Raw genomic sequence first — 21,823 nt, forward strand, 5'->3', positions numbered from 1 at the left:
GCTCTTCCGATCTCGCCTTCCCCATGAAGAGGAAGGCCACCACAAGCAGCCGCTACAACGGCTTCTTGCTGACGACGAGTTTCCATTCGATCGCCTTCCCCATGAAGAGGAAGGCTAATGTACGAACTCCAGTTAACTGAAAAAGGTTTCGGTTTCCATTCGATCGCCTTCCCCATGAAGAGGAAGGAGCGTATTTGGGATACGATACCCGTTGGTTCCGCGTTGTTTCCATTCGATCGCCTTCCCCATGAAGAGGAAGGAGTACCCCTATACTAGCCGCTCCCTGAGCGAACTGCAACCCCCTATTCCGAGGGATGACCGTTACAAGCCAGCAATATTTTTTATACGACATAGTATAAAATCTTCAAAGCCGCTTCCTGAGGGACTCCGAGGGATCCAACGCATCAATGGGGTATCCAAGCCATTCGGCAGATCCCTCGGAGCTTGCGGCATACTCTGAACAAGGGTGAAGTCGCGAATCTAATCTGCTGTTTCGCTACCGAAAAGCTAATGGAAGGAGTACTCAGAGCTAGGCAGAGCAGCCTATGGCAACTTCTTGCCAAAGTGTCACAGCAGGCAAAACTAGCTGTGGCTAGCCTCCATCCACTCGAAAATGCGATCCAACTGCTCAAGGCTGACTAGGCCATACTGCCACAGCACCACTGGCAACAGGTTGACTTTCTCATCGCACTGCTTGAGGCCAAAGTTAATGGCAGAGGTGGGCAGTGCCATCTCCCGCTGCAGAAAATCAATAAGCTGTGTCCAACGTGGCTTTTTCATAATGTCTATTAAGTACCACATTCCTCTCTATGCTAAGGAGGAATCTGAGAAAATGCAACATTTCGTTACAAATGCATTGTAGAATGTTACACGTTGCTGAGTACTGTCGCCAGCCCCAAGGCCGTCTTGGCTCTTGGATGCTAGTGTGATGGAACCATCAAGGAAGCGCATCCCCCAACAGGAGGATTTTAAGGGGCGATCGCGCGGCCTTCAGCATCTTCTAGGACAAAGCCAGCATCGGCAATCATCTGCCAGTCTTGATGGGGTGCCTGCCCCGCCGTTGTTAAATAGTCCCCCACAAAGATGGAGTTAGCGGCATACAGGCCAAGGGGCTGTAGGGAGCGTAGGTGCACCTCGCGACCCCCGGCAATGCGAATCTCTTGGTGAGGCAACAAAAAGCGAAAAAGTGTAAGAATTCGTAAACATTGACGCGGCGTGAGATGATCGTGTGCCGCAAAGGGGGTACCGGCAATGGGGATTAAGAAATTCACCGGCACACTGGTAACCTCCATCTGCCGCAGAGCAAGGGCTAAATCTATCACATCCTCATCGGATTCCCCCATACCGAGGATGCCGCCGGAGCAGGTGGTAATCCCCGCTGCCTTAATATGGTTGAGGGTCTGGGCGCGATCGCCAAAGGTATGGGTGGTACAAATCTCGCTGTGGTAGTTCGGTGAGGTGTTCAGGTTATGGTTCACCCGATCCACCCCCGCTGCGGCTAACTGCTGGGTTTGGGCTGCCGAGAGTAAGCCTAAACAGGCGCAAATTTTGAGATCGTAGCGTTCCTTTACCGCTTTTACTGCCGCAAGTACCTGCTCAAAGACTTTTTCGCTGGGCGATCGCCCCGAAATGACCATGCAAAAGGTGCCCGCCTTCAGTGCCGCCGCCCGCTCAGCCGCCGCCAAAATCTTTTCTTGGGAGAGCAGAGGATACTTTTCAATCTCAGCGGTGGAGATTTTAGATTGGGAGCAGTAGTGGCAATCTTCGGGACACAGGCCACTCTGGGCATTCAGCAGGTAATGAAGCCGCACCCGGTTGCCCCAATAGTAATGCCGCACCCGATAGGCCGCTGCCAATTGCGCCAGTAGCTCCGTATCAGGGGCACGCAGAACGGCGCGGGCTTGATCACGGCTGAGAAGGTCACCCGCAAGGGCAAGATCTGCCATGGCTTGCCAACGATCAGTCATGGGCACGGCTGTGGTCATCGTTATCCTCTAGCTACGTAAGGTGACGGCGTATTTCTCAACTAGGCTGTCGCGGAGTTTTTGGTGGAGTTCATTCACTTCGGCCTCGGTGAGGGTGCGGTCAGGGGCACGGTAGGTCAGCCGAAACGCTAGGCTGCGCTGTCCTGGCGGAACCCCAACCCCAGCATATTCATCAAACAGCTCCACCGACTCTAGGAGCGAGGAGCGTCCACCTGCGGCTTTCCACAGGGTACGGCGGAGTTCGCCAACGGTGAGATCCGCAGGGGCAAAAAAGGCTAGATCGCGATCGCTGGCGGGATAGGTAGAAAACGGTTGGAAGGTTTCATGGCCGAAGCGATCGACCAGCGGTGCGAGCAGTACCTCTAGTTCCAGTTCAAAGACATAGACCGCATGGGGTAGCTCTAACGTTGCGGCAAACTGGGGATGCAATTGACCAAAAAAGCCCAAGTGCTCGCCATTTAGGGATAGAGACGCTGTGCGTCCGGGGTGTAGCCGCTCATCGCGGCGATCGCTCTGGTACTCAACCACCAAGCCAAACCGCTGAAATACACTTTCGAGAATGCCCTTGGCTTCAAACCACGACAGAGGTTGGGGCTGTTGGGAGCGCCGCACCCACTTGCCCTGCCACGGATCGCCACCAATGATTCCCCCTAGGCGATCGCTCTCCCAGAGACCCTCTTCCCCTTGGCCAAAGACGCGACCCACCTCAAACCCGTTCAGGGGGGGATTGCCTTGCTCATGGTTATAGCGAAAGGCCTGTACCAATCCGGTTATTAAATCGCTACGCAGGCAGGAAAACTCAGCCACCAATGGATTGACAACGGTCACCTGATGGGGGTGAGTGCCCTTAACCCATGAGTAGTGCATCAGTTCCGTTAAGCCAGCGCCGCGAAAGGCAGCTCGTAGATCCCGCAGCAGCAGCAGATCCAGCGGTAGTGCGCCCAACTCTGATTGCGGCGGCAAGGTTTCCTCAAAGCGATCGTAGCCGTACAGCCGCGCAACTTCTTCGATGAGATCCACCTCCCGCTCAATATCCCGAAACCGGTAGGGGGGCACGGTCACTGACCACACCACGGACTCGTCCTCTGCAGAGGGCTGCCGCCTCAGCGTAAAGCCCAAGGCGCTCAGCAGGGCTTCCACGGTTTCGGCGCTCAAGTCCTCGATCTCCGAGTTATCGGCGGTCAGTACCCCYCCCAAAAGGCGATGGACTTGCTCAAGGCGCAGGGTGAGGGTGCGATCAAGGGGCGGTCGCTGATCCAGCAGGGTGGTGAAGGTAACACGACCGTGGGCAAGCTCCTCTAACAGGGCGATCGCCTCGTTGCTGGCGGCCTCTAGCTCTGCTGGGTTGACACCGCGCTCGTACCGGGCAGAGGCTTCAGTGCGTAACCCTTGGGCACGGGCAGACCTGCGCACAACCGCACTGCTAAAGAGCGCCGCTTCCAGCAAAATCTGTTGCGTTCCCGCATGAACCTCTGTCTGTTGCCCCCCCATCACGCCTGCGAGGGCGATCGGCACGTCCCCAGCAGTAATCACGAGGTTCTCCACCGTGAGGCGGCGGGATTGACCATCAAGGGTTTGCAGGGTTTCCTCGGGGTGGGCTAAGCGCACGCCAACCGTGAGGGGGCTGTTGTGATCAATGGTTCGGAGGCGATCCCAATCAAAGGCATGGAGCGGCTGCCCCCACTTTAGAAGAATGTAGTTAGTAATATCCACCACATTGTTAATGGGGCGCAGACCAGCCGCTTCCAGCCGCTGCTGCAACCATGGGGGTGAGGGGGCGACCTGCACACCGCTCATCAGCACACCACGATAGGCGGGGCACGCTAGCGGATCCGCAACACTGACGGTGAAGGGCGGTTTACTACGGGATTTTTTGGCCGGAGGTGCCGCAGGAATGGCCACCTTCAAGGGGGCACCCGTAAGGGCAGCCACTTCACGGGCAATCCCCACCATACTCAGGGCATCGGCACGGTTCGCTGTTGAGGTCAAATGCAAAATCACATCGTCAAGCCCTAACAGAGGGCGCACATCTGCCCCTACGGTCACTGGCTCGCTAAAGGTATGGATTCCTGCAGATTCCTTGGCTAACCCCAATTCGGCTAAGGAGCAGATCATGCCTTGAGACAACACCCCGCGCAGTTTGGCCGGACGAATCTTGAGGTCGATTTTGGCAAGGTAAGCGCCCGGTACCGCCACCGGCACGTACAGCCCTGCTGCCGCATTAGGAGCACCACAGACGATGGTACTGGGTTCCCCCTGCCCCACATCCACTTGGCACACTCGCAGCTTTTGGGCATTGGGGTGAGGGTCGCACTGCAAAATATGACCGACCACAACTCCCTCAGCCCACGTGCGGCGATCTTCAATCTCTTCAACTTCAAACCCCGCCATCGTCAGGCGATCGCCAAGGGTTGTGGCCTCCAGATCCGTTGAGACTAGTTCCCGTAACCAGCGAAGGGAAACGCGCATGGAATCCTCAAAAACTCATACGATGCCATAGTCCAGCCTAGCGTCAGGGGCAACCTCGCACAAGCCGTTGGCTCACAAAGCCGCCAGAGGCTACCCCTACCTCGTCAACTGTGCCCACACCTGTAGCACGGCCTCTGGACTCACGGAAATGCTATCTAGCCCTAGCTCTACTAGCCATGGTAACCAGTCTCTATGGTGGATGAGGGCTTCACCGCACAAACTGCACCGCAACTTCAGTGCTTTTGCCTGCTGGATCAGTTGGGCGATCGCCCCTTTGACGGCAGGGTGATCGTCGTTGAACTCGTGGAGGACTCGCTCGCGATCAACCCCCAGCAGCAGTTGGGTCAGGTCATTGGTGCCAATGGTAATACCGCTAATCCCCAAAGCCGCAAGGTCGCTCATTAAAAATAAAATGGCGGGCACCTCTGCCATCACCCACAATTCAATTCCCTGCGCTTGGGTGAGGTGGTGACGAGCCAAGGCAGCCTGACAGTAGGCCACTTCGCTAACACTGCGAACAAAGGGTAAGATCACCCGTAGGGGCGCGTCCTCAAGGCGGTGGGCAATGGCGAGCACCTCCAGTTCCAGATCGAACAACTCGGCAAAGTGGGGGTAGCGACTCACCCCCCGTAAGCCAAAGGCAGGATGGCTTTCTGACTCAAAGCTGGCTCCCCCCAACAGGTGCCGATAGTCTTCCGCACGCAGGTCTAAGGTGCGGTAAAACACTGGGCGCGGGGCGATCGCCCGCATTAACTGGGTTAGGTGATGCACCCAGCGATCGCGTAATTCGTCTGCGTCCCCCTGTTGCAACCAGTGACACGGATGGCGACCATCCAGAAAACTCAACAGCATTAACTCTGAGCGCACTAGGCCAATGCCATCGCAGGGCAGACTCCGCAGTCCCCGCAGCGCACTCACTTGGCTCACATTCACCAAAATCTGTAGGGGAAGGCGATCGCCTCGGGCGGGGGGCTGCTGGGGCTGGGTTGTAGCGGTCACCTCTGCCCGCAGGGGTTGCGGCGGAAGCTGATAGACGGCTCCACTATTCCCATCAAGGAACAGCAGTGTTCCCGATGCAATCGTTTGCGTGGCATTAGGGACACCCACCACTGCCGGGCGGCTCAACTCCCGCGCTAAGATGGCTCCATGACTGGTTAGCCCTCCCTGTTCGCAAATAATACCCGCCGCCGCACTCACCAATGGCAGCCAATGGGGAGGAATAGTTTTGGTCACCAAAATGCGCCCGACAACCGCACTGGGGGCACAGGGGTCGGTGATCACCAAAGCAGGGGCAATGGCTTGGCCGGGGGCAGCGGGAATGCCTTCCCCCACAATGCTCCGCTGAAGGGGGGCTGGCGGTTGCTCAGGGGAATAGGGTTCTGCCAAACATTGACCAACCCAAACACGGTTGTAGGCCTGATGCCAGAGCCACAGATAGGGTTGCACGGTAATGGGGCACTGCGCTACCAAGGTCTGCCAGTCTGTGGGCAATTCACCAGCATTGCCCGGTAGATGCCCGTGGTGCGGTAAGTGCACCCCCTCATAGGCAACCCCTGTCCCGCCAGTTGCGCTGCACCACCATCCCGACGCCATCACCGTCGCTAGGGGATAGATTAATACGGCCACCCGTAAATTGCTAACGTTCCACCCTTGCTGCCAGTAGGTATAGAGGTTTCTGGCCTGCACCACTTGGCGATAGGCCACTTCGATGGTATGGTGAGCCACGGGCATACTGGGGTTTGTCAGCACGCTGGCACTGCCTATCCCCCACGGTAAGTCGTGGTGGTCTAGCCACAGATAGCTAGTTATTACAAGATGGCGATCGCCCCCCTGCTGCTGCCAATAGTGGTGGCACGCCTCAAACACTACGGGTAACTCACCCACATCGAGGGGCGAGATGCGTTGGCTCATCTCTGTGGCTAGGGCTTTCAGCGTGATATGGTTCGGCGCTGTCGCCTGCCACTGCTCACTCGCTTGCTCCCATAGGGGCACCAGCGCGGGGTGTACCTCGTGCCATAGGGTTGCGGGAACCACCCACACCGGATGCGGCGGCGGCCACGACTGCTGTACCCGCTGCAAGCACGCTAGCGCAGGAGCAAGCAGTTCGGCTGGACACCGTTGGAGCGTTTCCAGTGTCAGAAGGGGCACAAGCGCAACGGGCTAAGGGGACGTGATGTCTGTCTGCTGACGGCGACGTATATTTAGCACATCCGTAATTTTTTTAATTTGAGCCAGTATATTATCCAGTTGTTTCGCATTCACAATATCAATACACAGATCAATGATGGCCGTTCGCCCCGGATCGGTGCGGACATTGGCCTTCCGGACATTGATGTGATTATCGGTTAAACGGGTCAAAATATCTTTGAGAATACCCACACGGTCAATGACTTCAATTTGAACATCAACCGGATAGGTTTGCGGTCGGTGCTGCGCCGTTTTGGTATTCCAACTCACAGGAATGAGGCGATCGCCCGCGATCGCCTCAAGGTTACTACAGCCCTGCCGATGAATAGAAATCCCGCGACTGCCAAGGGTCACGACACCAATAATCGGTTCATCGGGCACTGGGGCACAACAGCCTGCAATGTGATAAACCAGTCCCTCAATTCCTAAAATCGGCGAGTCACTGGGTTTTGTAGAGGCAGGKACCCGATTAATTGATGCAGTCTCTGGCAGTAATTCGGGCGCAGCCACATCGGGACGCGCCAACGTGGCCGCACGGAGACGATTCACCACTAAATTGAGGGTAATTTCACCATAGCCCAAGGCCGCCACGAGATCATCAACAGTTTGATAGTTACTACGCTCGGCCACCTGCTGCATTTGCGGTGACTTCAGCAGACTATCTAGACCTGATTTACCCAATTCCTTTTCAAGAAGTTCCCGCCCGCGTTGCAGATTTTCATCCCGCCGCGATCGCTTATACCACTGGCGAATACGGTTTCGCGCTGCGGTGGTACAGACAAAATTCAGCCAATCCAAACTAGGGTGGGCATTTTTCTGGGTAATAATTTCCACAATGTCGCCATTACGCAGAGGGGTATCGAGGGTAACCATACGGCCATTGACCCGAGCACCCGCACAGTGATTCCCCACATCGGTGTGAATGTGGTAAGCAAAATCAAGGGGAGTTGCCCCTTGCTGCAAGGCTAAGACGTCCCCTTGGGGCGTAAATACATAAACTTCGCGATCAAATAGATCATCACGGATGCTATCAAGGTACTCTTGGGCATCTTTGAGGTCATTTTGCCAGTCAAGGAGTTGACGTAACCACGTGAATTTTTGATCTCGGCCACTCCACTGTTGCGGCAGCGAGTTACCCGCTTCTTTGTACTTCCAATGGGCAGCAATCCCATACTCCGAGACATGGTGCATTTCTAGCGTGCGAATTTGCACCTCCAGAGGGCGGCCTCCCAGACCTATCACCACCGTATGCAGCGACTGGTACTGGTTGGGCTTGGGTAAGCTGATATAGTCTTTGAAGCGACCAGGTACCGATAAGAAGCAGTCGTGAACCACCGCTAGGGCACGATAGCACTCGTCCTTCGTGGCCACTAGGATGCGAATTCCTGCCACGTCGTAGATTTCGTGGAATTCTTTTTGCTGGCGCTTCATCTTTTGATAGATGCTGTAAAGATGCTTGGGACGACCACTAATCTCGAGATAGCCAAACCCCATGTCATTGAGACGGTCTTGAAGCTGGCTAATGGCCGCCTGTAACTGCGCCTCGCGATCGGCGCGTTTTTCAGCTACTAACTCCTGTATCTGACGGTAGGCCTCTGGTTCAAGATACTTAAAGGCCAGATCTTCAAGCTCCCATTTAATGCGCCAAATCCCTAAACGGTTGGCAAGGGGGGCAAACACATCGCGGGTTTCTTGGGCAATGGGGCGACGACGCTGCTCTGGTAAATACTCCAGTGTCCGCATATTGTGCAGCCGATCCGCCAATTTGACCACAATGACACGGATATCCTGAGCCATCGCCAAGAACATCCGCCGGAAACTTTCCGCTTGACGCTCAGTTTTGCTGGAAAAGTTAAATTTCGAGAGTTTCGTTACCCCTTCTACTAACCGCCGGACTTCGGTGCCAAATTCTGCTTCTAGCTCTTCGGCAGTAATGGCAGTATCTTCAATCACATCGTGTAAGAAGCCTGCGGCAATCAGCGCTGGGCCACCCCCCAAGTCCCGCAGAATACTAGCCACTGCAACGGGATGGGCAATGTAGGGTTCCCCTGAGGCACGTTGCTGTCCTTGATGGAGATCGTAAGCAAACTGAAAGGCGCGGCATACCAAGTCCTCATCATTTTCGCTACTGGGCTGCCGCAGGCATGTTACTAACCACTCGGGAAGGTCAATATCAGTCGGGACGCTAGGAGCAAAGGCGTTCATGGCAGCAGGCAGCGGGCGCAAGAAATTTATTTTTATTCTAACTGTTCTCGTGGAATTCCCTCACCTCTACCCTCCTTGATAACGTAGCAAAATGCTGGTAGGACGGTTGATAGCCATGTATGGCTGCTGCACGCTTTCGAGACGCACTGAATGGTGCGAGGGCAAACTCTGGGATAGACTTTTACTTTTTCGCCAAAGTACTGTGCCGTTACCTTTGATGCCGTAAGACTTGAGTGCAATTATCGGCAATGCCGTCAGGATGAAATGGGGTCGAGGGGCTAGCCCGCGGCGGGAGTAGTTAGGATCGCTTTACCTTCGCAGACATCCTCTAAGGAGTTACGGGACTCTGATATTATTGAATCATTTGTAAGGGTCGTGAACTACAGTTGGCCATCGGTCTTAGTGGCCATTGTGCGTCAGCCTTTACCCAGCTTAGGTGATGGCGATCGCCCCTGCGATGCGCTCATTACGTCTTCTGATCCTAATCAACCGCTGTTTTTAATGACCTGAGAGATTTGGGAGGTAAAGCAATATGCAACGTTTTAGCCGCTGGCTAGCACTGGTGTATCTACTGGGGGTTAGCCTTCTCGGCTGGATGCACTGGAGCGCACCTACATTGGCTGCCACCGCACCCGCCGCAGAGGAACTGGTGAATGTGGTGGACGAAAAACTAGGCAGTTCCTATGGGGAAAAGATTGACCTTAACAACACTAATATTGCCGCATTTATCCAATATCGTGGTCTTTATCCTACGCTAGCAAAGCTCATTGTTAAAAATGCTCCCTACCAGTCGGTGGAGGATGTCCTTAATATCCCCGGTCTGACAGAGCGGCAAAAAGAAACGTTACGGGCAAATTTAGATAAATTTACGGTTACTGAGGTGGAAACTGCCCTTGTTGAAGGGGGCGATCGCTATAATAATGGGCTATACAAGTAAGCTCTTGTGCATTTCCATCCTCATAAAACAACTCTAAAGGATGCGTTGGGTTAACGTTGACTGCCGCGACGTCTGGGTTTGATGTTCTAATCATTGGCAGTGGAGCCGCGGGGTTAAGTGCAGCGTTAGCCCTTCCTACCTCCTATCGCATTGGGCTGATTACCAAGAATGACCTGCAGCAGTCTGCCAGTGGCTGGGCGCAGGGGGGGATGGCGGCAGCGATCGACCCCAGTGATTCCCCGTTATTACATGCACAGGATACCCTCTTGGCTGGAGCGGGGCTGTGTGATCCCGAGAGTGTTCGTTTTTTGGTTCAGCAGGCACCAGCGCAAGTGGAGCGCCTGCTGGCGATGGGGGTCGCCTTCGATCGCCAAGGCGATCGCCCAGCATTAACGCTTGAAGCGGCTCATTCGCGACCGCGAGTCCTCCATGCTGCCGACACCACGGGGCAGGCATTAGTGACCACCCTATTGCAACAGGTGGCTGCCACAGCGAATATTACCCTGCTGCCCAACAGCTTTGTCTTAGACCTTTGGATCGAGTCTGGGGTGTGCTGCGGGGTATGTCTGTTGCGCGATCGCCAGATTCAATGGCTCAGTGCTGGGGCTGTCATTCTGGCAACAGGCGGCGGCGGCCAGGTCTTTTCCCAAACGACAAACCCACCCTTAAGCACCGGCGATGGGGTTGCCATGGCATGGCGAGCCGGGGCACAGATCCGCGATGTCGAATTTTTTCAGTTTCATCCAACCGCCTTGAACGTTCCCAATGCCCCCCGCTTTTTAATCAGCGAAGCGGTGCGAGGAGAAGGTGCTCATCTCGTTGATAACCGTGGGTATCGCTTTGTTGCCGACTATCACCCCGCCGCAGAATTAGCCCCTCGGGATGTGGTCAGCCGTGCCATCTACCGCCACTTACAACAGTCTCGCGCCGCCCATGTCTGGTTAGATTTACGGCCAATTCCCCGCGATCGCCTACACTACCGTTTTCCCAAAATTATTGCCGTGTGTCGGCAGTGGGGCATTGACGTGGAGCAGCAGCCCATCCCGGTGGCCCCCGCCGCCCACTACTGGATGGGTGGCGTCCTCACCAATTTACAAGCCCAGACCACGATTCCCGGATTGTATGCCGTTGGCGAAGTCGCCAGTACAGGCGTGCATGGTGCCAATCGCTTGGCCAGTAACTCCCTGCTGGAGTGCTTTGTTTTTTCTGCCCAGTTAGCTCATCTTCAGCTTACCCCAAGGCCAGTGCTTATCCCCCAGAGCACCACCTCCATCGACATTGACAGAATTGATATTTCCTTAGCCCACCTTGTTGCTTGGCGTACGCAATTGCGCGAGCTGATCTGGCAGAGTGCTGGCATTTGCCGCGATGCCCCGACCCTCATGGCAGCCCTGACCCAAGTCAAAACGTGGCGAGACCAAATGCCCACCCCCCTCCAACACCGTCTCCCGCAACACAGCGTTGAACTGGGGAGTGCTGCCATACAAACCTACCTATGGCAGTGGGGAGAACTGCGTAATCTTCTAGATATCGCCTACCTGATTCTCAAAAGTGCTCTCTTTCGGGAGGAAAGCCGTGGTGGACATTATCGCCAAGACTACCCCCAACCCGACCCAGCATGGCAAATGCATACCCTTATCTGTGGCGATCGCTGGCAAAAAGCTCCGATTCAAAGCGGGGATTGGCAGCCCCAAGCGCATCAGCATCTAGACCTGCATCAATTCTAAACTTCGGGACGTGCCAAGTCGTGTTGCCCCTGCGGCAAGAAGGTCTAGAGCTTGCTCACGGCTGCGAATGCCGCCTGAAGCCTTAATGCCGACGCGATCGCGACTTAAGCGTTTCAGGAGTTTAACATCAGCTACTGTTGCACCCCCCCGCCAGCCCGTACTCGTTTTCAAAAACGCCACCCCCGCATCCAGACAAATCTCCACCGCTACGGCTATCTCATCCTCCGTGAGCACCGCTGTTTCTAAAATCGCCTTGACAGTCACCCCCGTCTCCGAACAGATTTGGGCAATGTCACGATACACAGCTTCCGTATGGCCGTCCTTCAACCAGCCTAAATTTAAGACCACATCCAGTTCTGTTGCCCCCGCCTCCACCGCCTGCTGCGCCTCATAGAGCTTGGTCTCACTGGTATGGGCACCACTGGGAAAACCAACCACCGTGCAAACCTTGACAGAGGTGCGATGGAGGTAGTCCACGGCTCTTTTCACCCATACCGGCATTACGCAAACCGTGGCAAACTTAAACTGTTCCGCCTCGGCACAACACTGGTCAATGGCAGCTGTGGTGGCCAGCGGGTCAAGCTGTGTATGATCAATATAGGGTGCTAGGTCAAAAAGAGTATTTTCAGTCATAGGCGCTCTCTATTCCTGAAAGCCAGACACATATTCAAAACCATTATCCTATTATTAAAATTAAAAATATTAACTTTAGGGTCGCGCAATTCCCTATCTGCCTATGGGGTGGGGTAGTTCATCAGGCGGAAACTCGCATCTTTGCAGATCGGTTCTCCCCCCTTACCCTGACCAAAAGAGTTGCTACATTAAAGCTAAGTAAACACAGTAACATTGGCCGTGTGGCCTAAAGCACCTGTTGGAGAGGACGCACTATGGAGCCAACCATTAACCCACGCACAGTTCAGGAAAATGCTGAATCCCTTTGGAACTATCTGCAGAATATGGACGCAGAAGTGGTGGCTCGCCTGTCACGTCCTTCATCGCCAGCAATGGCAGTGGTGATGGAGCGCCATATTGGCAATTTATTAGGGTATTTGCCGGCAGAGGGATTTGAAGTATCCATTACCACTAACCGTGAACACCTCGGTCGCTTGCTAGCCTCTGCGATGATGAGTGGCTACTTCCTGCGGGGTGCGGAGCAGCGACTAGAGTTCGAGCAATCGCTCCAAGGGACAATTCAAGGGGAATAGGCAGGCGTGCCGCATCTAAAAGACGCTGAGGGTGGGTATGCCCTAGAGGTACCCGCCCTTCGCAGTGCATTGCTGGACTGGTATCAACACCACAGCCGAGATTTACCATGGCGACACACTCGCGACCCCTACGCCATTTGGGTGTCGGAAATCATGCTCCAGCAAACCCAAGTAGCCACGGTTCTCCCCTACTATCACCGCTGGCTGGATCATCTACCAACCATTCAGGCCTTGGCAGGGGCAGAGTTAGACACGGTTCTCAAACTTTGGCAAGGGTTGGGGTACTATGCCCGTGCCCGTTATCTTCACTGCGCCGCTCAGCAGATTATGAGTGAGCATCAGGGGCAATTTCCCCAGAACTATGCCGCTGTTGCTGCCCTGCCCGGAATTGGCCGCAGTACGGCGGGGGCCATTCTCAGTGCTGCCTTTGACCAAGCCCACCCTATTCTGGATGGCAATGTTAAGCGAGTCCTTTCCCGTCTCTTTGCCCTTTCTATACCCCCCAAGCAGGCAGAGACGCAATTGTGGGTATGGTCAGCACAACTCCTGTGCCCCCAGCAGCCCCGTAATTTTAATCAAGCCATCATGGATTTGGGGGCGACCATCTGTACACCACGTCAACCCCTGTGTCATGCTTGTCCATGGCTAAATCATTGCCGCGCCCATCGGTATGGATTAACTCAGGACATTCCCCGCAAAATGACCAGTGCGCCATTACCTCACAAGCAGATTGGTGTTGCCGTCATTTGGAACAATGCTGGCCAAATTCTCATTGATCGACGGCCACCGACCGGATTATTGGGGGGGCTGTGGGAGTTTCCGGGGGGCAAAATTGAACCTAGAGAAACGGTACAGGAGTGCATTCGCCGCGAAATCCGTGAAGAACTTGGTATTGAGGTTAGGGTTGGTGAGCACCTAATCGACATTGACCATGCCTACAGCCACTTTAAGGTCACACTACAGGTCTATTACTGTCATTATGAGTCGGGAACACCACAACCCCTTGGCTGCGATGCTATCCGTTGGGTGGTACCCGCGGATCTTGATCAATTTCCTTTCCCTAAAGCAAACACCCTGATTATTGCGGCCATCCGTGAACGTGGTGCACCAAGTTAACTAGGTGATCATTCGACTATCCATAGCACTGTTACAAGGGTGTTGAGTTTTTTGCTGTTTGCGCTAGAATTAAGATTGTGCAATTTTTGGCTCAGTAGCTCAGTGGTTAGAGCAGGGGACTCATAAGCCCAAGGTCGCAGGTTCAAATCCCGCCTGAGCCATCCACCCACTGTCTGAGACAGTTTTACCGGGTTCTGAAACACTTATTAAGTGTTAAGTGTAGCGAAGCAGCGATCAGCAGTTCGCGGCGGGAGCTTCACTGGAGAGGTTGATGTAGGGAAGGCTTTACTTGAATGCGAGTTTTAAAATGAGGAGCTAGTCAAGCACGAACAGCACTCGAACAACGCTAATGACAACGGATCTGACGTTTTTTACCAATGAACCGGAAGCAACGCTGCTGGATCGCTTCAAGCGGACGCTGTCGGATGTGCAGTATTTTGATGTTTTGGTGGGTTATTTCCGAACAAGTGGGTTCCATCAACTGTATGACGCATTGGAAACCGTTGATCACATTCGGATTCTAGTCGGTCTCACAGTGGATCAAAAGGCGTTTGAGTTAATTGAAGTTGCTCAGGCTCAAATGAATCTGGATTTTGAGTCTCATAAACGAACGAAAGAGCAAGTTAAGGCTCAAGTTGAAACGGAGATCGCGCAAGCTCAAGACTCCTATGATACGGAATTAGGCGTACGAAAATTCATTGAGTTTATTCAATCTGGGAAGTTAGAAATTAAGGCATATCCCAGTGCGAATCTCCATGCCAAGGTTTATATCAGTCGGTTTGGTGAGGGCGATCGCGACTTTGGGCGAGTGATTACAGGATCAAGCAATTTTTCTTGGTCAGGGTTAGTTGCCAACCGAGAATTTAATGTAGAGCTAAAGGATCGGGCAGATGTGGAGTTTGCCCTAGCGCAGTTTGAAGCGTTATGGGCGGATGCGGTTGATATTTCCGCTGAGTATGTTGACACCGTTCAACAACGAACCTGGCTCAACGATACAATCACCCCCTATGAGCTTTACCTCAAGTTTCTCTATGAATACTTTAAGGAAGATATCAATCTAGATGAAGACGATCTGGATGTGTATTTGCCAGACAGCTTCATGGAATTGGCGTATCAAAAACAGGCAGTCACATCAGCTCGTAAAATTTTGGATGCCTATGGCGGCGTATTTTTAGCCGATGTGGTGGGGTTGGGCAAAACCTATATCTCGGCATTATTGGCTCAACAGTTACAGGGACGGATTTTAGTCATTTGTCCTCCGGTTTTGCGTGACTATTGGCGAGATACTTTTTTTGAATTTGGGATTCGCGGCTATGAAGTCGAGTCACTGGGAAAGTTGGATGCCCTCTTGCAGCGCGATTTAAAGAAATTTCGTTATGTGTTGATTGATGAGGCTCATCGGTTTCGGAATGAAGGAACCCAAGCGTATGACAATCTCTGCCGAATTTGTGCTGGGAAGAAGGTTATTTTGGTGTCTGCAACGCCATTGAATAACCGCATTAGCGATATCTTCAACCAGCTTAAGTTATTTCAACCTGCTCGAAAAAGTACCATTCCGGGGATTGCTAATCTTGAGCAATTCTTTAAAGCGTTACAAAAGCGATTAGATCAGTATTCCAAAGACGATCCTGATTATTGGATCACGTTGAAGGACGTATCGCAACAGATCCGGACTCAGGTATTGCGATATGTGATGGTGCGTCGCACTCGAACTGAGATTCTCAATTACTATGCCGATGATTTGAGACAACAAGGATTGATGTTTCCCAGGGTGGCGGAACCGCAGAAGATCATTTATCAGTTTGACGATAAGACGGAATGGGTGTTTAACCAAACGATGCAGCGATTGCGGCGGTTTTYCTATGCCCGTTATACCCCACTGTTGTATTTGAGGCAGCAAGTATCTAGCTTCACACGCCAGAGCCAACGCAACATTGGCGGATTTATGCGAGCGGTTTTAGTGAAACGCTTGGAGAGTAGTTTTTATGCGTTTAAGCGAACCTTAGGGCGATTTATTGTGTCCTATGAAAAATTTATTGCCATGTTCGAGCAGGGCAGGATTCTGATCAGTAAAGAGCTAGATGTCTATGATTTACTGGAGCGAGACGACCCAGAGGAACTGTTAGCCTTGATTGAGCAAGATGCTGTACAGCAATATGATGCTACAGACTTTAACGATGATTTTATTCGCGATTTACGGTCAGATTTAGTTCTTTTACAGGATATTCAAGCCCTTTGGCATCGGCTTGAGGATGATCCAAAACTGAATCAGTTTGTGGCGGATCTGCAAAAWCATCCTCACCTGAACGGTCAGAAAGTCATTATCTTTACAGAATCGAAGGAAACGGGCGATTATCTTTACACAAATCTGGATCGGGTTTTCCCAGGGCAGGTGATGTTTTATGCCAGTGGAGGGGGCGTTTATAACCAAACAGGCAAGCCTGTGAGCCATAATCCAGCCATTGCCAAAGCCCTAATTCAGCAAAACTTTGATCCACAACATTCAGAGCCAACCGATACCATTCGGATTCTGATTACTACGGATGTTCTGGCAGAGGGGATTAACTTACACCGCGCCAATGTGGTCGTTAACTATGACCTTCCTTGGAACCCGACACGGGTGTTGCAGCGGGTGGGACGGGTGAATCGGGTGGGTACGGTGCATGAACAGGTCTATATTTTTAACTGCTTCCCCACGGCGCAGTCGGAAGCGCAACTGGGGTTAGAAGAGAATATCATTGCCAAGCTTCAAGCGTTTCACGACACCTTGGGAGAAGATGCCAAGTATCTGAGTGATGAGGAAGAGGTGACGACCCATGAGTTATTTGGCGATCGCCTCTATCGCACCTTGAATCAGCGAGAGAGCTACGATCGCGAGGCTGAAGGTGACGAACGATCGGAACTAGAGTATTTGCAACTGTTACGCCAAATCCGCGATCGCCAACCGGATCTGTTTGACAAAATCAAAAAGCTACCCCGCAAAGCTCGTACTGCCCAACGATGGAACGGGTCGCCCCAGTTGGAACAGGATCAGGTCTTAACCTTCTTTCGACAGGGAGCTTTGAAGAAATTTTTCCTGTCGGATGGAACAGCCGCTCAAGAGTTAGACTTCTTTCAAGCCGTTGATTGGTTGAAGTGCGAACCCGACACGCCGAAGCAGCCCATTCCTAAAGGCTACTACGATCTGCTGCAACAGAATAAAGATGCCTTTGCGTCTCTGGATGACACCGCAGACGCGGCGCCTGCCATCACTCGACGTGGCAGTAGCGCTGATACATTTGTGATTCAGTGTTTGAAAGCGAAAGAAATTCGCACTTTTAAGGGATTTACTGACGCAGATGAGGAGTTTCTAAAAGCGGTGCGTCTTGCCTTTGAGGAAGGTAGAATTCCGAAGCAAACGGCTAAAAAAGTGCAACAGGCTCTGAAACCGATCGCGGGAAATCCTCTAAAGCTCCTGAGTGCGTTGAGGAAGACGGTGCCGATGAATTTATTGGTAGAACCAGAACCGCAAATGGTTCATCAGTGGGGCAGCAGTCGAGAGGTGGTGCTGTCGGAATATTTTTATCACCCTCATCCCCCAGCCCCTTCTCCTCAGGGAGAAGGGGAGCTTGAAAAGCCCTCTCCCTAGAGAGAGGGTTGGGTGAGGGCAGCCACAGGTTTAGGAGGGATTAACCCATGGAAAAAGCGATCGCCATTCGATTACTAACCGACACGCTACAGCGTCCCTTTGACGAGGCACAGTTTCGGCAATTTGCCCGCAACTTGGTCAATGACTTGGATGAATCAAAGGCATTCCAAGTGCAGGGCAACTATATTAAGGATGCCTACAAGCGCCAAGTGCGGCAGTATAAGCGCATTGGGCAGTATGTCGATCCTGACGGCAATACGATCGATGTGTTGGTGGTGCGGTTGCAGCAGCCGACATCTCTGGATCGGGCACGCACCATGCAGCGCAACTTTATTGCTCAATACCTGCAAGATCGCGATCAAAAAGAAGCGGCGTTGGTCGCCTACACCACCGATGGCTCACCGGATTGGCGCTTTTCCCTGGTTCGCTTGGATTATCGGTTAGAACAGCAGGCAGACGGTAGCTATAAACCTAAGAAGGAGGTGACCGCCGCGCGGCGATCGTCCTTTCTGGTGGGGCAAACGGAGCCGAATCACACAGCGCAGCAGCAGTTATTGCCGCTGTTATTGAACGATCGCCAGAATCCGACTTTGGATGAATTAGAGGCGGCGTTCAGTATTGAATCGGTTACGCAGGAATTTTTTGAGCAATACAAAAACCTGTTTCTCCAGGTGCGGGATGAGGTCGAAACCCTACTTCAGACTGATCCGGTCATCGCTACTGACTTTACTCAGAAACAGATTGACCCCGCCAATTTTGCCAAAAAGCTCTTGGGGCAAATTGTCTTTCTGTATTTTCTGCAAAAGAAAGGCTGGTTAGGCGTGGAGCCGGGGCAACCCTGGGGCAGTGGCGCAAAGGATTTTCTGCGGCGCTTGTTTCAGCGGGAGAATGTGCAATATGACAACTTCTTTAACGATGTGCTGGAGCCGTTGTTTTACCACGCTTTAGCCGTCGATCGCGGTCGTGAAGCGCTGTATGAATGGCCCGGATGCCAGCAGCCCTGCAAGATCCCATTTTTGAATGGGGGCTTGTTTGAACCGATCGGTGGTTATGACTGGCAAAGCACGAATATCTTAATCGCCAACGCCACGATTCAAAACATTCTGGATACCTTTGACCGGTATAACTTCACGGTGCGGGAAGATGAGCCACTGGATAAGGAGGTGGCGGTCGATCCGGAGATGTTGGGGAAGGTGTTTGAGAATTTGCTGGAGGTGAAAGACCGCAAGTCCAAGGGTGCCTTCTACACGCCCCGTGAGATTGTGCATTATATGTGTCAGGAAAGTTTGATTAACTATCTGGACACGACGATTCATCAGGTGCCCCGTGGCGATCTGGAACGGTTGATTCGGCAAGGGGAACGGGCGATCGAGAATGATGCTGTGGTGGTGCAAAAGGGCAGCGAAACCGTAACCTATCAGTTTCAGGTGCCGGAGTCGGTACGCACCTATGCGGCGGAGATTGACCAAGCATTGGCAGCGATCAAAATTTGTGACCCGGCGATCGGCTCTGGGGCATTTCCGGTGGGGATGATGCAGGAAATTGTGAAGGTGCGGGGCGTGTTGACAACCTATTTGCCCGATGAGGGTCGATCTGCCTACGCCTTCAAACGTCATGCCATCCAGTCCTCGATTTATGGCGTAGATATTGACCCCGGTGCGGTGGATATTGCTAAGTTGCGGCTGTGGTTGTCGTTAGTAGTCGATGAGGAAGACTACGAAAGCATTAAGCCCCTGCCCAACCTGGACTACAAAATTGTCTGCGGTAACTCGTTACTGAGTGTGGAGAAAAACCTGCTGAATTATCAGGTGTTTGCCGAGTTAGAGCAGCGGAAACAGGAATACTTTGAAGAAACCAACCCAGACCGCAAGACAGTATTACGCACCACCATTCAAGGGCTAATTCAAACCATCACCAACCAAGCTGAAATCTTTGATTTTGAGGTGTATTTCAGCGAGGTGTTTCAGCAACAGGGTGGGTTTGATGTGGTGATTGGCAATCCGCCCTATGTGCGCCAAGAACAAATTAAGCACCTCAAAGATTTACTAAAACCACACTACGAATCCTTCACTGGCACTGCCGATCTCTATGTATTTTTCTATGAAAAAGGCTTGAATTTGCTGCGAGAACAGGGCGTTTTAACCTACATTTCCTCTAACAAATGGTTTAGAGCATCCTATGGCAAAAAGCTACGCCAACTGATCGCCCGTGAAACCCAACTTCAGCAAATTATTGACTTTGGTGACGCGCCTGTGTTTGCCGCCATTGCCTATCCGGCGATCGTCATTACCCAGAAAGGCAAGCCCTCATCCCCCAACCCCTTCTCCCCTAGGGAGAAGGGGAGTCAGACAGATCCGGTTCCCCTCGCCCTAGGGAGAGGGGCTAGGGGTGAGGGTTTCCGCGCCTTGAACTGGCAATCCGGACAACCCATCAGCCAATTTGAAACCGTTGTGCAATCCCAATCCTTTGCCATGCCCCAACAGGCACTCACCGCCGAGGGCTGGCAGTTTGCCGATGCCACTGCCCTAAACCTGTTAGAAAAACTCCGCAACGCTGGCACCCCGTTAGGCGAATATGTCAACAATCGGTTTTACTACGGGATTAAAACAGGTTGCAATGAAGCGTTTGTTGTGGATCGCCCCACCCGTGACAGACTCATTGCCGAACACCCCTCCTCTGCTGAAGTCCTCAAACCTTTTTTGCGGGGACGCGATGTTAAACGGTGGATAGTGGATTATCAAGATCTGTGGTTAATTTTTACCCGTCGTGGCATTGATATTCAGCAATATCCAGCCATTCACAAATACTTGCTGCAATTCAAAGACCGCTTAACCCCTGGCATCCCTGGCGGTCGCAAACTAGGTAGCTATCAATGGTATGAAATCCAAGACAACATTGCCTACTGGCAGGAGTTTGAGCGATCGAAGATTATTTACCCAGATATTTATGAGCATCAGAGTTTCGCTTTTGATACTAATGGCTTTTTTTCTGGAAATACTTGCTACTTTATCCCCACTGAGGAACTGTGGCTATGCGGTTTACTAAATTCTTCAATTGTTGAATGGTTTTATGCCAGAGTTTCAAATAGTGTGCGAGGTGGTTATTTGAGAGCCTTTAGCGCTTACATCAAAGAAATCCCCATTCCTCTAGCCTCACCCACCGACAAATCCCGCATCGAAGCCCTTGTCCAGCAATGCCTTGCTGCTCAGGGGAAAGATGTTGCCGCTTACGAAGCCGAAATTGACGACATTGTTGCCCGTCTGTATGGGTTGACCGAGGCAGAGCGGGCCATCATCGCAGGGAGAGAAGGATGAGCAAAAAAGAAGGGGAGTTAATATGGCACAAATAAAAATCTACTACGAGCCAGAAATGGAATTACTCACCATATTTTGGCAGCCACCCCGCAAAAATCGGCTCTATCGTCCGAGTTATGCTTAATCAATAGCTAAATGCCAGCAAATTAAGCAACGTAACTGAAAATTGTCAAAGTTCCTGAACCCATAACCTGACCGCTTGATCAGCTTCAATTTATTGTTAATACCTTCAACAACACCACTATTTGTGTGATTATCAAAATAGGCGGTGACTTCACCAAACCACCGACAAATTGTTCTTACGCTCTCTTGAAAAGAATCCTGAGCTTGAGCTAACCAGTCGAGCAATTGAAAGGTTCCATCTTTCCAATCTTTTGCTTGCTCAAAGATGGCTCTAAACGATTCCTTCTCCTGATGCATTCGAGCCAGACTTGGCACTACTTCTCGAATTTCTTCCAGTTTTGCTTTTTGCTTCTGAGTTAGATTTTCCTCCGGCTTGAGTAACGCATATTTACTTTGTTTGAGCGCGGCTGCAATCTGGGCTTTCTGGACTTCATTTACCGTCTGCTCATTCGCTTTACAAATACTTTGTCGAGCCTTATCCAATTCCTGATTCAAAATTTTTATAACATGAAATCGGTCGGCAACCACCGTAGCATTAGGTAGAAGTTTATGAACCAAACTTTTATAGTTTCCAGACAAGTCAATGCTCACCTCAATAATTTGATTGAGTACTGCTGCTCCCCATGCCTCAAGCACTTGCCTCACATCTTCCTGCTTGCGAGAAGGGGCAAGGGGAATTCGCCGCTCTAAATCGACCAAAACAACTATGTAATCTCCTTGTCCTTCACCTAAGGAAATCTCATCTATACCTAATCGTTTTACTGAACTCACATCGACGTTGAGTTTTTTTACTGACATACTGTACCATTGACCATACTTCTTCATCAGTGAGACCATTTGAAATTGCAACATTATGAATGTTGCTGTGCAAAACCTGTTGCACGATTGACTGAGCAAATCGATCCGTTTGCTTGCGAGATCGGAAGA

The 21,823-nt window shown here is 52.1% G+C and carries 14 protein-coding genes and 1 tRNA gene; 8 read left to right on the forward strand and 7 right to left on the reverse strand.

What is annotated here, in order from left to right; translation table 11 throughout:
• Window positions 1–582: 582 nt before the first annotated feature.
• The 5 genes from L5220_RS12310 to L5220_RS12330 form a co-directional block, all read right to left on the reverse strand.
• Window positions 583–780 (reverse strand): DUF2949 domain-containing protein, encoded by a 198-nt coding sequence (locus L5220_RS12310; RefSeq protein WP_448514794.1) that lies wholly within the window; start codon window positions 778–780, stop codon window positions 583–585.
• A gap of 188 nt (window positions 781–968) precedes the next feature.
• Window positions 969–1,985: a biotin synthase BioB gene (bioB, locus tag L5220_RS12315; RefSeq protein ID WP_499573915.1), complete on the reverse strand. Its 1,017-nt coding sequence runs from the start codon at window positions 1,983–1,985 to the stop codon at window positions 969–971.
• A gap of 9 nt (window positions 1,986–1,994) precedes the next feature.
• Window positions 1,995–4,454, reverse strand: a complete 2,460-nt coding sequence (gene pheT / locus L5220_RS12320; RefSeq protein WP_499573917.1) for a phenylalanine--tRNA ligase subunit beta — start codon at window positions 4,452–4,454, stop codon at window positions 1,995–1,997.
• 96 nt (window positions 4,455–4,550) lie between these two features.
• Complete coding sequence (locus L5220_RS12325; RefSeq protein ID WP_499573920.1) at window positions 4,551–6,602, reverse strand: putative PEP-binding protein; 2,052 nt, start codon at window positions 6,600–6,602, stop codon at window positions 4,551–4,553.
• Between the two features lie 12 nt (window positions 6,603–6,614).
• Entirely contained in the window at window positions 6,615–8,846 is a 2,232-nt protein-coding gene (locus L5220_RS12330; protein ID WP_499573925.1) for a RelA/SpoT family protein, read from the reverse strand.
• Between the two features lie 375 nt (window positions 8,847–9,221).
• Between L5220_RS12330 and L5220_RS12335 the strand changes: the two genes are divergently transcribed.
• From L5220_RS12335 to nadB, 3 genes are read left to right on the forward strand one after another with little or no spacing between them, the layout of a single operon-like run.
• On the forward strand, window positions 9,222–9,356 hold the full coding sequence (locus L5220_RS12335; protein ID WP_257790477.1) for a hypothetical protein: 135 nt from the start codon (window positions 9,222–9,224) through the stop codon (window positions 9,354–9,356).
• 22 nt (window positions 9,357–9,378) lie between these two features.
• Window positions 9,379–9,783 (forward strand): photosystem II complex extrinsic protein PsbU, encoded by a 405-nt coding sequence (gene psbU / locus L5220_RS12340; protein WP_499573930.1) that lies wholly within the window; start codon window positions 9,379–9,381, stop codon window positions 9,781–9,783.
• Window positions 9,784–9,839: 56 nt separating this feature from the next.
• Window positions 9,840–11,510: an L-aspartate oxidase gene (gene nadB / locus L5220_RS12345; RefSeq protein WP_499573934.1), complete on the forward strand. Its 1,671-nt coding sequence runs from the start codon at window positions 9,840–9,842 to the stop codon at window positions 11,508–11,510.
• Here the strand turns inward: nadB and deoC are convergent.
• Window positions 11,490–12,143 carry a deoxyribose-phosphate aldolase gene (deoC, locus tag L5220_RS12350; protein ID WP_448527580.1) on the reverse strand — a complete coding sequence of 218 codons (654 nt, stop codon included), beginning with the start codon at window positions 12,141–12,143 and terminating at the stop codon, window positions 11,490–11,492. The genes nadB and deoC overlap by 21 nt on opposite strands.
• Before the next feature lie 254 nt (window positions 12,144–12,397).
• Here deoC and L5220_RS12355 point away from each other — a divergent pair, with 254 nt between their 5' ends.
• The 5 genes from L5220_RS12355 to L5220_RS12375 all read left to right on the forward strand — a co-directional run bounded on the left by L5220_RS12355 (window position 12,398) and on the right by L5220_RS12375 (window position 20,773).
• A complete protein-coding gene (locus L5220_RS12355; RefSeq protein ID WP_099799281.1) occupies window positions 12,398–12,715 on the forward strand; it encodes a DUF760 domain-containing protein in 318 nt (105 codons plus the stop codon).
• 6 nt (window positions 12,716–12,721) lie between these two features.
• Entirely contained in the window at window positions 12,722–13,831 is a 1,110-nt protein-coding gene (gene mutY / locus L5220_RS12360; RefSeq protein ID WP_499573938.1) for an A/G-specific adenine glycosylase, read from the forward strand.
• Window positions 13,832–13,919: 88 nt separating this feature from the next.
• Window positions 13,920–13,992, forward strand: a tRNA-Met gene (locus L5220_RS12365).
• 188 nt (window positions 13,993–14,180) lie between these two features.
• Entirely contained in the window at window positions 14,181–17,459 is a 3,279-nt protein-coding gene (locus tag L5220_RS12370; RefSeq protein WP_499573940.1) for a helicase-related protein, read from the forward strand.
• Between the two features lie 47 nt (window positions 17,460–17,506).
• Window positions 17,507–20,773 carry an Eco57I restriction-modification methylase domain-containing protein gene (locus L5220_RS12375; protein ID WP_499573942.1) on the forward strand — a complete coding sequence of 1,089 codons (3,267 nt, stop codon included), beginning with the start codon at window positions 17,507–17,509 and terminating at the stop codon, window positions 20,771–20,773.
• Window positions 20,774–20,893: 120 nt separating this feature from the next.
• On the opposite strand, the gene L5220_RS12380 is transcribed toward L5220_RS12375, so the two are convergent.
• Window positions 20,894–21,748, reverse strand: coding sequence for an ISL3 family transposase (locus L5220_RS12380; protein ID WP_499573944.1), 855 nt, complete (start codon window positions 21,746–21,748; stop codon window positions 20,894–20,896).
• Window positions 21,749–21,823: the final 75 nt, after the last annotated feature.

This window comes from Synechococcus sp. PCC 6716, from assembly GCF_022570815.1.
GTDB classification, from domain to species: Bacteria; Cyanobacteriota; Cyanobacteriia; order Thermosynechococcales; family Thermosynechococcaceae; genus Thermosynechococcus; species Thermosynechococcus lividus.

Coding starts and splice junctions, on each gene's coding strand:
- L5220_RS12310 (WP_448514794.1), bottom strand. CDS start 780: ATGAAAAAGCCACGTTGGACACAGCTTATTGATTTTCTGCAGCGGGAG.
- L5220_RS12375 (WP_499573942.1), top strand. CDS start 17,507: ATGGAAAAAGCGATCGCCATTCGATTACTAACCGACACGCTACAGCGT.
- psbU (WP_499573930.1), top strand. CDS start 9,379: ATGCAACGTTTTAGCCGCTGGCTAGCACTGGTGTATCTACTGGGGGTT.
- L5220_RS12380 (WP_499573944.1), bottom strand. CDS start 21,748: ATGTTGCAATTTCAAATGGTCTCACTGATGAAGAAGTATGGTCAATGG.
- bioB (WP_499573915.1), bottom strand. CDS start 1,985: ATGACCACAGCCGTGCCCATGACTGATCGTTGGCAAGCCATGGCAGAT.
- L5220_RS12355 (WP_099799281.1), top strand. CDS start 12,398: ATGGAGCCAACCATTAACCCACGCACAGTTCAGGAAAATGCTGAATCC.
- deoC (WP_448527580.1), bottom strand. CDS start 12,143: ATGACTGAAAATACTCTTTTTGACCTAGCACCCTATATTGATCATACA.